At 42.1% G+C, this 11,919-nt stretch carries 10 protein-coding genes; 7 read left to right on the top strand and 3 right to left on the bottom strand.

Annotation, left to right across the window (positions count from 1 at the left end; translation table 11 throughout):
* The first annotated feature begins 2 nt into the window (after window positions 1-2).
* The 4 genes from ACNO7B_RS10910 to ACNO7B_RS10895 all read left to right on the top strand — a co-directional run bounded on the left by ACNO7B_RS10910 (window position 3) and on the right by ACNO7B_RS10895 (window position 3,995).
* On the top strand, window positions 3-335 hold the full coding sequence (locus ACNO7B_RS10910; RefSeq protein WP_212047033.1) for a PTS lactose/cellobiose transporter subunit IIA: 333 nt from the start codon (window positions 3-5) through the stop codon (window positions 333-335).
* Between the two features lie 25 nt (window positions 336-360).
* A complete protein-coding gene (gene celB, locus ACNO7B_RS10905; protein ID WP_007501108.1) occupies window positions 361-1,707 on the top strand; it encodes a PTS cellobiose transporter subunit IIC in 1,347 nt (448 codons plus the stop codon).
* A complete protein-coding gene (locus tag ACNO7B_RS10900; protein WP_035390766.1) occupies window positions 1,691-3,097 on the top strand; it encodes a glycoside hydrolase family 1 protein in 1,407 nt (468 codons plus the stop codon). Before celB ends, ACNO7B_RS10900 begins: the two co-directional genes overlap by 17 nt.
* Window positions 3,098-3,272: 175 nt before the next feature.
* Window positions 3,273-3,995 (top strand): GntR family transcriptional regulator, encoded by a 723-nt coding sequence (locus ACNO7B_RS10895; RefSeq protein WP_008342268.1) that lies wholly within the window; start codon window positions 3,273-3,275, stop codon window positions 3,993-3,995.
* Between the two features lie 48 nt (window positions 3,996-4,043).
* On the opposite strand, the gene zwf is transcribed toward ACNO7B_RS10895, so the two are convergent.
* The gene (zwf, locus tag ACNO7B_RS10890; RefSeq protein ID WP_008342269.1) at window positions 4,044-5,519 is read right to left on the bottom strand and encodes a glucose-6-phosphate dehydrogenase; all 1,476 of its coding nucleotides are present in this window, start codon (window positions 5,517-5,519) and stop codon (window positions 4,044-4,046) included.
* A 222-nt stretch (window positions 5,520-5,741) separates the two neighbouring features.
* Between zwf and rnz the strand changes: the two genes are divergently transcribed.
* Window positions 5,742-6,671, top strand: a complete 930-nt coding sequence (gene rnz, locus ACNO7B_RS10885; RefSeq protein WP_417901493.1) for a ribonuclease Z — start codon at window positions 5,742-5,744, stop codon at window positions 6,669-6,671.
* A gap of 139 nt (window positions 6,672-6,810) precedes the next feature.
* A complete protein-coding gene (locus ACNO7B_RS10880) occupies window positions 6,811-8,118 on the top strand; it encodes an aminotransferase class I/II-fold pyridoxal phosphate-dependent enzyme (protein ID WP_417901492.1) in 1,308 nt (435 codons plus the stop codon).
* Between the two features lie 44 nt (window positions 8,119-8,162).
* Here ACNO7B_RS10880 and ACNO7B_RS10875 read toward each other — a convergent pair whose 3' ends face one another.
* Both ACNO7B_RS10875 and namA read right to left on the bottom strand, forming a co-directional pair.
* Window positions 8,163-8,927, bottom strand: coding sequence for an alpha/beta fold hydrolase (locus ACNO7B_RS10875; protein WP_410685219.1), 765 nt, complete (start codon window positions 8,925-8,927; stop codon window positions 8,163-8,165).
* 119 nt (window positions 8,928-9,046) lie between these two features.
* A complete protein-coding gene (gene namA, locus ACNO7B_RS10870) occupies window positions 9,047-10,063 on the bottom strand; it encodes an NADPH dehydrogenase NamA (protein WP_024718910.1) in 1,017 nt (338 codons plus the stop codon).
* 140 nt (window positions 10,064-10,203) lie between these two features.
* Here namA and ACNO7B_RS10865 point away from each other — a divergent pair, with 140 nt between their 5' ends.
* Window positions 10,204-11,817 carry a M20/M25/M40 family metallo-hydrolase gene (locus tag ACNO7B_RS10865; RefSeq protein WP_417901491.1) on the top strand — a complete coding sequence of 538 codons (1,614 nt, stop codon included), beginning with the start codon at window positions 10,204-10,206 and terminating at the stop codon, window positions 11,815-11,817.
* Window positions 11,818-11,919 lie beyond the last annotated feature (102 nt).

Genomic DNA, 11,919 nt, shown 5'->3' with positions numbered 1-11,919 from the left:
GGATGGAAAAGAAAACAGTCGAAGGACTCACGGAAGAACAAATCAGTTTTCAATTGATCTTACACAGCGGAAATGCACGAAGCAAATTGCTTCAATCTCTTAAACAATTTAGAGAAGGTCATGAAACAGTAGCATCTGACCTTCTCAAAGAAGCGGAAGATGACTTGCGGAATGCACATGATATCCATTTTCAGATGGTACAGCAAGAGGCAAGCGGAGAAACGATTTCATTCTCCTTGCTGCTCATGCATGCCGAAGATCATTTCATGTCAACGATGACAATAAAAGAGCTTGTGGGAGAGCTCTTACCGATATTGCAATCACTGAAACAATAAAGGGTGTAAACAAGGGGGGAAACCAATGTTTGATAAAATAAGTGCAATTTTGGTTCCGATTGCTGGTAGATTGAACAACAATCGCTATCTAGGGGTATTAAGGGATGCCTTTATGCTTGCGTTCCCATTAACGATTTTTGGTTCCATCATGGTCGTATTAATGAATCTGCCATTTTTAGATAAGATCATGAGTCAAACAGCACTGGAAGGTGTTCAGTCTGCACTGAATATTGCACCTAGTGCGACCATCAGCATTATGAGTGTGTTTGTTGTATTTGGGATTGGCTACTATTTATCGAAAAGCTATGATGTGGAAGCTGTCTTTGGCGGTGTGATCGCTTTAGCCTCTTTTCTGCTCCTTACGCCATTTTTACTAGAACAAGAGGGCGGTGCATCCATTGCAGGCGTCATCCCAGTCGATCGTTTGGGCGCAAAGGGAATGTTCCTTGGAATGATCACAGGCTTTTTGTCTGCTGAAATTTATCGCTATTTTGTCCAAAAGAAATTTGTCATCAATATGCCGCAAGGGGTTCCGCCAGCTGTTTCTAAGTCTTTTGCTGCACTCATCCCGGCTACTTTGACACTCACAACCTTTTTACTGATCAATATCATCATTACACAAGGGTTCAAAACCAACATGCATGACTTGATTTACAATGCGATTCAGGCGCCGCTTGTCGGACTTGGAAGCGGTATCATTCCAACCTTGATCGCTATTTTCTTTATACAAATTCTTTGGTTCTTTGGGCTCCACGGCCAAATTATTATCAACTCTGTCATGGACCCGATTTGGAATACATTGTCCATTCAAAATCTAGAAAGCTACACAAAAACAGGTGAGGTTCCGAACATCATCAGCAAGCAGTTTATCGAAATCTATACAGTGGGTATGGGTGGAACCGGTATGACGCTAGCTGTTGTGTTTACGATTTTAATTTTTCTTAAAAGTAAGCAATTGAAACAAGTAGCAAAGCTCGGCTTAGGACCAGGTTTATTTAACGTCAATGAACCCATTATCTTCGGTTTACCGATTGTGATGAACCCGCTTATTCTCATTCCATGGATTTTGGCGCCAATGGTGATTACTTGTATTTCTTATTTTGCGATGGCCGCAGGTATTGTGCCGCCTCCGACAGGCGTGAATATTCCATGGACAGTACCGATCTTTATTAGCGGAGTCATGGCAACGAATTCATTAGCGGGCGGTCTGCTTCAACTGTTTAATTTAATGATTGTGTTTGTCATTTGGTTCCCGTTCCTAAAATTTATTGATCGTATGAATGTGAAAAATGAAAAAATAGTCACGACAGAAAAAACGAAACAAACAAACATCAAAGGTGAAGGAGACTCAATACATGTCGATGGAAACTAACAGTCAATCATATACATTTCCAGAAGGTTTCTGGTGGGGATCTTCTGCCTCTGCTACGCAAACAGAAGGCAGTTATCCAGGAGATGGAAAGGGACCGAACATTTGGGATCACTGGTTTGAAAAAGAGCCGAATCGTTTTTTTCAGGGCGTCGGTCCAGGTGTCACCTCGCAATTTTATCGTAAATACAAAGAGGATATCCGCCTCATGAAAGAGATTGGGCACAACTCGTTTCGTCTATCTATTTCATGGTCACGCCTTTTACCTGAGGGAAAAGGGGCCGTTAATGAAGAAGCTGTGGCTTTTTACAATGATGTGATCAATGAACTAATAGCCAGTGACATTGAACCGTTTGTGAACTTGTATCATTTTGATATGCCAATGGCGCTTCAGGAGACGGGAGGATGGGTAAACAGGCAGGTCGTAGACGATTATGTCAGCTATGCGACATTGTGTTTTCAGCTATTTGGCGACCGGGTGAAAAAATGGTTTACCCATAACGAGCCGATTGTTCCTGTAGAGGGTGGATATATGTATAGCTTCCATTATCCAAACGAAGTTGATTTCCAAAAGGCAGTGCAAGTTGGATTTCATGAGATTTTATCAAATGCTAAGGCCATTGCGGCTTATAAAGAGATGAAGCAGGATGGGAAAATAGGCATTATCCTCAACCTTACTCCTTCGTATCCGCGAAGCCAGAATCCGCGGGATGTCGAAGCAGCTGAGATGGCTGACGCCTTCTTTAACCGGTCCTTCCTAGATCCAGCTGTGAAAGGACATTTCCCTGAAAAGCTAGTGGACGTGTTAAAGAAAGAAGGATTGATGCCGGCTATGGAGGAAGGAGACCTTGAACTCATTCAAGAGAACACGATCGACCTTCTCGGCATCAACTATTATCAGCCAAGAAGAGTGAAAGCAAAGGAACATATGCCTCACCCTGATGCACCATTTATGCCAGATCATTATTTCGATTCTTTTGAAATGCCGGGCAGAAAAATGAATGTGTACCGCGGCTGGGAAATCTATGAAAAGGGTATTTACGATATATTGAAAAAAGTCCAGACAGACTATGGGAATATTGAATGCTTTATTTCTGAAAATGGAATGGGTGTCGAGGGAGAAGAGCGGTTTCAAGATGAAGAAGGAATGATTCATGACGATTACCGCATTGATTTTATTTCTGAGCATCTTAAATGGGTGCATCAAGCCATTCAAGAAGGAAGTCATGTAAAAGGCTATCATCTGTGGACGTTTATGGATAATTGGTCATGGTCGAATGCCTATAAAAATCGCTATGGATTTGTCTCAGTGGACCTTGAGAAAGACGGGAAACGTACCATCAAAAAAAGTGGCTACTGGTTTCAATCGGTTTCAGAGAATAATGGTTTCTAATCAAGATACTTGCTCTTTCCTTGAAAAGGGCAAGTATTTTTCTTATGTAAAGATGAAAGGATTGAAATGAAAGTGGCTCGAACCTTTTAAGCGCACTAGGCTTAGTGTAGAATGAGAGGAAGGCTAGAAAGCGCTATAATAGGATATGAAAAAACAAGTCAGTTGGTGGTGTGAGATGACAAAGTACGAACTCATTTCAGAAGAAATTAGAAAAAGAATAGGAACAGCATATTATCCAGAAGATCAACCCATTCCAGATGAAAACTCGCTTGCCGCTGAATTTAAATGCAGCAGAATGACGATGAAGCGTGCGCTCGATCTTTTAGTGGCGGAAGGTCTGCTCTTTAGAAAAAGAGGTCATGGCACATTTATTGTGAAGGCAGCACTAAATCAAGGTGCGATCAACGTATCAGGTCATGAAAATAAAGGGTTCACGAAAGTGATGGCAGATAAAAACGTGACGAGCCAAATCATTCGCTTTGATGTGCATTTTCCAAGTGAAGAGGTGGCAGCTCATTTATCCATTGACTCAAGCACACCTGTCTATGACATTATTCGGCTCCGTTTGGTAGAAGAAGAGCCATATGTATTAGAAAAAACCTTTATGCCTGTCAATGTCATTAAGGGAATAGATGAAGAGGTTTTATTGGGTTCCATCTATAGCTACATTACAAACACACTGCAATTAAAAGTAGCAGGAGCGCACAAAAAAATTAGAGCGGCTAAATCAGATCAGCTTGATCAGCAATATTTAGGCTGTGACCCTACGGATCCAGTGCTAGAAGTGGAGCAGGTGGCTTATTTAAACACAGGTCGGCCGTTTGAATATTCCTTTAGCCATCATCGCTATGATAAATTTGATTTTTCAACGGTTGAAATTACGAAAACACGACTTTAAAAAAAGAGCAGAACCCCCTCAATCGGGAGACTGCTCTTTTTTGTTATTTTATATATTCCACCAGTGATATCCATCTTTTTCAAGAAGCTGATCTGCTTCTTTTGGTCCCATAGAACCAGCAGGATAATTTGGTTTTAACGTTTTGGTTTCAGCCCATTTTTCTGAAATTGGATCAACAAAGTTCCAAGACAGTGCCACTTCATCCCAGTGGGCAAAGTTTGTTGCGTCACCTAGCAAACAGTCATGAATTAGCTTTTCATACGCTTCTGGTGTATTCATGATGTCGTTGTAATTTGTTTGATAGTCAAGCTTAATTGGTTTAGCATACGTTCCGCCATCAAGCTTGCGAGCATTCAGGTGAAGGGTGATGCCTTCGTCTGGCTGAATGTGAATCACAAGTAAGTTTGGATGCATGGAATTCCCGTTTCCGTAGTACAGGTTCATCGGAATGTCTTTAAATTGCACCACGATTTGAGTGGATTTCTTTTCTAGACGTTTTCCTGTACGAATGTAAAATGGTACCCCGGCCCATCTAAAGTTATCGATGAGAAGTTTTCCTGCAACGAATGTTTCTGTGTTGGAGTTTGGGTCCACATTTTGCTCTTCAAGATAGGAAGGAACCATATTGCCATCAATCGTTCCTGCATCATATTGTCCGCGGACAAAGAATTGATCCACTTCATCTTTCGAGAATGGACGAAGCGCACGCAATGCTTTCCGTTTTTCGCTACGGATTTCCTCTGTATTGAGCTTAATCGGTGGCTCCATGGCTAAAAGTGCAACCATTTGAAGCATATGGTTTTGGACCATATCTCTCAGTGCACCAGAACTCTCGTAATATCTCGCCCGGTCTTCGACGCCTAATGATTCACTCGATGTGATTTGAATGTTTGAAATATAGCGGTTTGTCCAAAGCGGTTCAAAGATCGCATTCGCAAAACGAATGACCTCAATGTTTTGCACCATCTGTTTACCGAGGTAGTGGTCAATACGATAAATTTGATCCTCTGTAAATGCATCTCGGATCTCTTCATTTAATGTTTTGGCACTAGGCAGGTCATGACCAAACGGTTTTTCAATGACAAGTCGAGACCATCCAGTCGTTTCTGATACGCCTTCGCTTTTTAAAAACTTCGCAATGGTTCCGAAGAATTCTGGTGCCATCGCTAAATAGAACATCCGGTTATTCGGGATACTGTATGTATCTTCAAGACCAGAAAGAAGTGTGTTCAGTGCTTGATAGGAAGCAGGGCTTGAGACATCAAAATCATGGTAATAGAAATGAGAAATAAATTCCTCTGCTTTTGCTTCTGCATCATCAGAAGAGACTGATTCTTTTACCACAGCTCTTAGGTCTTCATGAGACCAAGGACGACGTCCAACACCTACAACAGCGAATTGATCTCCAAGCTTTCCGCTATGATAAAGTCTATGTATAGAAGGGTAGAGCTTGCGTTTTGCAAGGTCTCCTGTTGCGCCAAAGATGACAATGACTGCTTTTGGATAGTTAGTTTCTGTATTCACGAAAAGTACCTCACTTTATTCGTAGCATTGTTGTAAAAACCGAGAATGTATGTACATTTTCTTTATTTTAAAGGTTCATTGTTCGTAAAGCAAACATTTGATTCGACTTTTTCTGCCCGAGTTTGACTTTTTTCAAAAATTCCGCTGAATTCACATTTATCCTGTCTTCATGTATTCTATATGAATGAAGAGATTGTATACCGGCTGTAGGAGGAAATCGTAATGGAACTGCTCTTTTTAGGAACAGGTGCAGGCATTCCTGCAAAAACAAGAAACGTCACTTGCACTGCGCTGAAGCTTTTAGAAGAGAGAAAAGCCGTGTGGCTTTTTGATTGCGGAGAAGCGACGCAGCATCAAATATTACATACAACGATTAAACCAAGAAAAATTGAGAAGATCTTTATCACGCATATGCACGGTGATCATGTATATGGTCTCCCGGGTCTGCTTGGCAGCAGGTCCTTTCAAGGCGGAGAGGATGAATTGACGATATATGGTCCAAGCGGCATTAAAGCTTTTGTAAACGCGGCACTTTCAGCGACACAAACGCATTTGACTTATCCGCTGCATATCATAGAAATAGAGGAAGGGATCGTTTTTGAAGATGAGACCTTTCAAGTAGAAGCAAGACGAGTGTCTCATGGGATCCCAGCTTACGGTTATCGGGTCGTGGAAAAAGATGTACCCGGTGCACTAAAAGCCGAAGACCTAAAAAAAATCGGTGTAAAACCTGGACCTTTGTATCAAAAGTTGAAAAATGGGGAAACCGTTACACTCGAAGATGGAAGAATGATTGATGGAACCGATTATTTGGAACCCCCTAAAAAAGGGAGAATCGTTGCATTTTCAGGAGATACCCGTTTGTGCGAGAATATAACAAGGCTTGCCAAGAATGCGGATGTGTTAGTCCATGAAGCAACATTTGGGAAAGAAGATGCAGAACTAGCCTATAATTATTATCACAGTACGACAGAACAGGCAGCAAAAACAGCGCAGGAAGCAGGCGCAAAAAGACTGATTTTGACCCATATTAGTGCACGGTACCAAGGGGAAGACTCACTGAAACAATTACTCAAAGAAGCCCGCGATATTTTCCCGCTGACTGAAGCTGCACATGATTTCTTTTCTTTTCCTATTGACCGTACCCTGTAAAAATTGGATGAATCGTCAAAAAAAGTTGTGTGATTTTTTTGATATTTATGATGACGCTCTTTTTCAGGTAGTGGTAAAATGGTGAAGAAAAAACAAATGACGAATTACACTATGAACAATACGGGAGGCACAATCAAAGATGAGCGGTTTTACAGCGTTAAGTGAAGCAGAATTAAATGACCTATATGCAGCACGACAAAAAGAGTATGAAACGTACAAAAGTAAAAACTTACACTTAGACATGTCTAGAGGGAAACCCTCACCAAAACAGCTCGATTTATCTATGGGCATGCTCGATGTCGTGACATCAAAGGATGCAATGACAGCTGAGGATGGTACAGATGTGCGAAACTATGGCGGCTTGACAGGCCTTCCTGAAACAAAGAAATTTTTTGCAAGTGTGCTCAATCTGAATCCAGAACAAATCATCATTGGCGGTAATTCTAGCCTGAATATGATGCATGACACAATTGCCCGTGCCATGACTCACGGCGTATATGGCAGCAAAACACCTTGGGGCAAGCTTCCAAAGGTAAAATTCTTAGCACCAAGCCCAGGGTATGATCGTCATTTTGCCATTTGTGAGCATTTTAACATAGAGATGATTACGGTAGATATGAAGTCGGATGGACCTGACATGGATCAGGTGGAAAAATTGGTTGCAGAAGATGAAGCCATCAAAGGGATTTGGTGTGTACCGAAATATAGTAACCCTGACGGCATTACGTATTCAGATGAGGTTGTTGACCGTCTTGCTTCCATGCAGACAAAAGCAGACGACTTCCGAATTTTTTGGGATGATGCTTATGCAGTCCACCATCTAACAGATATGCCTGATACGTTAAAAGATATTTTTCAAGCAGTAGACAAAGCAGGGCATGCAAACCGTGTGTTTATGTTCGCTTCTACTTCTAAAATTACGTTCCCAGGCTCGGGTGTTGCACTGATGGCATCTAGTCAGGACAACGTCAGCTTTATTCAAAAACAGCTATCAGTTCAAACCATTGGGCCAGATAAAATCAATCAATTAAGACACCTTCGTTTCTTCAAGAATCCAGAAGGATTGAAGGAACATATGAAAAAGCATGCAGCGATTATTAAGCCGAAATTTGACCTCGTTCTTTCGATCCTTGATGAAAAGCTTGGTGGAACAGGCATCGCTGAGTGGCACAAACCAAATGGCGGATATTTTATTAGCTTAAATACACTCGATCATTGTGCAAAAGCTGTTGTGCAAAAAGCGAAAGAAGCCGGTGTGACACTAACAGGTGCAGGGGCGACATATCCTTATGGAAACGACCCGCTTGATCGTAACATCCGTATTGCGCCAACGTTCCCAACGCTTGAAGAACTAGAGCAGGCGATTGATATCTTTACGTTATGCGTTCAGCTTGTCAGCATTGAAAAGCTGCTGTCTGAGAAAAGTCAATCAGCACCAACGGTATAACGAAAAAACTCCTTGACTGATGTCCGGTCAAGGAGTTTTTGTTTTTAGTTAGCTGTTTGATAATAAGAGACAGGCTGTTTTGCTGCACACCATACATCATAAATCGCAAGCTGCACAATATGTGGTTCATCGTGATGAATATAGTGCGAGCTGTTCTGCGCCTGAATCCATCCGCTTTGGGATGACAATGTGAGCAGTCGTTTATGGAGCCTGAGCCAAGCTTCATGTGCTGGATGAAACAAGCGGCTTTTGCCTGATGAAATGACAAGAAGGGGCATCATCCCATAATGCGTTTGCTCCTCTTTGATCGTACGCAGCATTTGCTCAAAGTACTCATGTGTACATTCTGCTGTGAACTGCGTCATATATGAAGTGCGTTCTTCCTTTGATAAGAGCGGCAGAATGACCTGCTCTTGCTCCTCACTTGCTGGGTCTAGAAGGACCATACCGATAACATCTTCTTTTCTGCGGCTTGCCCATAAGCGGCTGACAAGAGAGCCAAATGAGTGCGCCACAATGAGAAATGGCGGCTGAATATTGGCTTGATGTAAGAGTGTATCTAAATCATCCGCAAGATCATGCAAAGTTCTTCCTTCTTTGCTTTCGCTGCTTTTTCCATTACCTAAACGGTCATATAAGAAAACACCAAGCTCTGGGTCAATATCACGAGCGATATTCGCCCACGTATCGCCTGAAATTCCATATCCTGCTTCAAAAATAATGGTGGCTTCCTTTTTCCCTTGACGATGCCTTGTATAAAAGTGATGTCCATCTATATGATACGTTCTTTCAATCAATGCCGAGTTCATTCTTCCATCTCCTCTAAGTGGTTCTTTAGCTAAAAGACGGCACAAAAGGCAAAGATGTTTCTCTTAAAAACAAAAAAGATGCCTATTTCAAAAAATAGACACCTTTTTGCTTAGAGATGTTACCAAGCACGATCGTATTGGCGCGGGCTTTCGATGGATGTACGAAGCTCTTTAGCGGCTGTTTTTGGGAAATACGGATCCCGTAAAAATTCTCTGCCGATAAAGATTAAGTCAGCACGCTGATTTTGTAAAATTTCTTCGGCCTGTACACCAGATGTGATCATACCGACAGCGGCTGTTTGGATGCCGGCACCTTCTCTTATTTTCTCAGCAAAGGTGACTTGGTAGCCGGGGAAAGTTTTAATACTGGCTTGCACCACAGCGCCTGAGCTCACATCAATTAGATCGACTCCTTGCTCTTTCAGCCATGCGGCAATGCCAATATAATCTGCAATATCTAGTCCTTTTGTTGTGTAATCAGAAGCGGATACACGGACAAATAATGGTCCATCCCACACTTCATTGACTGCATCAACCACTTCTCTCAAGAAGCGATAACGATTTTCTGGTGAACCGCCATATTCATCTGTCCGGTGATTGGCAAGCGGTGAGAGAAATTCGTTAATCAAATAGCCATGCGCACCATGAATCTCAATGATGTCAAATCCAGCTTTCTTGGCGCGGACAGCGGCATCTTGAAACGCCTGAACTGTGTCTTTTATTTGATCGATAGACATCTCAAGAGGTGTTTTAGATTGCTCGTCAAATGGAATGCTGGATGGAGCAAGAATGTCACCATCTAGCTCAGCCTTGCGTCCTGCATGGGCTAGCTGGATGGCCGTTTTTGTTCCGTACGCTTTGATTTGTTCGTTTAATGAGGCAAACCCTTCAATGTGCTCATCACTCCAAATTCCGAGGTCCTGATCACTAATTCTTCCCTCAGGTGAAACAGCACTTGCCTCGACCATAATTAATCCGGCCTGACCTTGCGCGCGGGAAATATAATGTGCAAAGTGGAAAGGCTGTAATTTTCCATCACGGTCATAGGATGAATACATACACATCGGGGACATGACGATGCGGTTTTTGAGTGTGACACCTTTTAATGTCCAAGGTGAAAAAAGCTTTGTTTCCAATTACCTTCGCCTCCTCATAGAATGGTATAGCCGATTATAACAGCCATTCAAACATTCGTCATAAAAGGTGCTCAAACCATATAGCTTTTGAACATGATTTTGTATAATGAAAGATATGGACATCAAAGGGGGATAAACGGATGAAATGGCAAACGGAAAGTGAACTAAAGGAGCTACTCACAGCTCTGATGCAGTATGAAAGCATATCTGGTACAACGGGAGAAGTCGCATTAGCGGAATATTTATATTACTTGCTGAGGGAGGGGCCATATTTTGAGCAGCATCCTGATCACTTGGCTTTGCATCCAATGAAAGATGGCCGATATTTTTTAACGGCACTTGTCAAACGAAGTACGCTGCCACGTACTGTTTTACTCCTCAGCCATTTTGATGTCGTCGATACAGAGGATTACGGAGAATTTCAAAATATGGCGTGTAAGCCCGAAGAGTTAATGGCGTCCTTTTCTCAAAAAAGTGCACTTCTTCCAAAAAGGGCAAGAGAGGATTTAGCTTCAGGTGACTGGCTGTTTGGACGAGGGTCCATGGATATGAAAGCAGGCCTGACTGTCCAGCTTTCCATGCTGGAAAGAGCGATGGCGGGGAGGTTTGAAGGAAATATTCTGCTCGTCACAGTGCCAGATGAAGAAGTGAATTCACAGGGGATGCTGGAGGCTGTTCCGAAACTAAAGGAGCTCAAGCAGAAGTATGACCTTGAGTATACCGCCTGTTTAAACAGTGAGCCGATGTTTGAAAAGTATCCCGGGGATGCGCACCAATACATCTATACAGGTAGTATAGGGAAGGTACTTGCGGGATTTTTCTGCAAAGGAATTGAAACACATGTAGGTGAGCCCTTCTCAGGATTAAATGCAAATTTTATGGTATCTGAATTAAACAGGCTGTTAGAACTGAATAGTGATTATTGTGAGGAAGTAGATGGTGAAGTGACACCGCCTCCGACCAATTTGATGCAAAAGGATTTGAAAGAAGCTTACTCTGTTCAAACGCCTCACACGGCTGTTTCTTTATTTAATGTGCTGATGATGAACCGCTCTAGTGAAGAGCTTCACGGGCTCCTCTATGAAACTGCGAAACAAGCAGCAGCCCAAATCGAAGCCAATCTCAAACAGAAAACCGCTGCATTTCAACGCTTTAAACATTTTACACCCATCGATACAAACATCACGGTGTTAACGTATCATGAGCTGTACGAAAAAGCTGCTGAACGATCCGGCAAGCAGGAGGTCGAGCGAATTGTCAACTACGCCTTTGCCAACCGGGGTGAGCTAGGGGATCGTGATTTTTCAACCAAAATTGTATCAGAACTGACGACCCTTTGTAAGGAAGATGGAGCACTGATTGTGTTGTTTTATAGTCCGCCATTTTACCCATCTGTTTCTTCAACAAACGATCTGCATATTCAAACGACCTTAAAGAAGATTCAAAGAGAAGCAAAAGAGATCTATGGAATCGAAGTAGAAGAAGTCAAATATTTTCCTGGTTTATCTGATTTAAGCTACTTACAGCTTGAAAATCAAGATATAGACGATTATACAGCCAACATGCCGCTATACCAAAAAGGTTACTCGTTACCACAAGGAGAAAAAGAAGCTCTTAACGTACCTGTCATCAACGTTGGTCCATTAGGAAAGGATGCGCACAAATGGACAGAACGGCTGCATGTCCCATTTTCTTTTGGCGTTTTGCCGTCGCTCTTACAATCAACAATTCATGCTTTATTAGAAAAGAATTAAGTGAAAGCTCTATCGTCATGATAGGGCTTTTCTTTTTGATATCAATCACCTTCTGTCTAAAGAAATAGAGTATGATATAGAATAATACTTACATATATTTGA

It is taken from the genome of Bacillus sp. AK25 (genome assembly GCF_048270685.1).
Lineage (GTDB): Bacteria > Bacillota > Bacilli > Bacillales > Bacillaceae > Bacillus > Bacillus altitudinis.
Note: the sequence above shows the minus strand (reverse complement) of the source record. Positions and strands in the feature narration are given on the sequence as shown.

What these genes read in the sequence shown, in the direction of transcription:
- celB (WP_007501108.1), top strand. Translation starts at nt 361, where the DNA reads ATGTTTGATAAAATAAGTGCAATTTTGGTTCCGATTGCTGGTAGATTG.
- ACNO7B_RS10880 (WP_417901492.1), top strand. Translation starts at nt 6,811, where the DNA reads ATGAGCGGTTTTACAGCGTTAAGTGAAGCAGAATTAAATGACCTATAT.
- ACNO7B_RS10910 (WP_212047033.1), top strand. Translation starts at nt 3, where the DNA reads ATGGAAAAGAAAACAGTCGAAGGACTCACGGAAGAACAAATCAGTTTT.
- ACNO7B_RS10875 (WP_410685219.1), bottom strand. Translation starts at nt 8,927, where the DNA reads ATGAACTCGGCATTGATTGAAAGAACGTATCATATAGATGGACATCAC.
- ACNO7B_RS10895 (WP_008342268.1), top strand. Translation starts at nt 3,273, where the DNA reads ATGACAAAGTACGAACTCATTTCAGAAGAAATTAGAAAAAGAATAGGA.
- ACNO7B_RS10865 (WP_417901491.1), top strand. Translation starts at nt 10,204, where the DNA reads ATGAAATGGCAAACGGAAAGTGAACTAAAGGAGCTACTCACAGCTCTG.
- rnz (WP_417901493.1), top strand. Translation starts at nt 5,742, where the DNA reads ATGGAACTGCTCTTTTTAGGAACAGGTGCAGGCATTCCTGCAAAAACA.
- ACNO7B_RS10900 (WP_035390766.1), top strand. Translation starts at nt 1,691, where the DNA reads ATGTCGATGGAAACTAACAGTCAATCATATACATTTCCAGAAGGTTTC.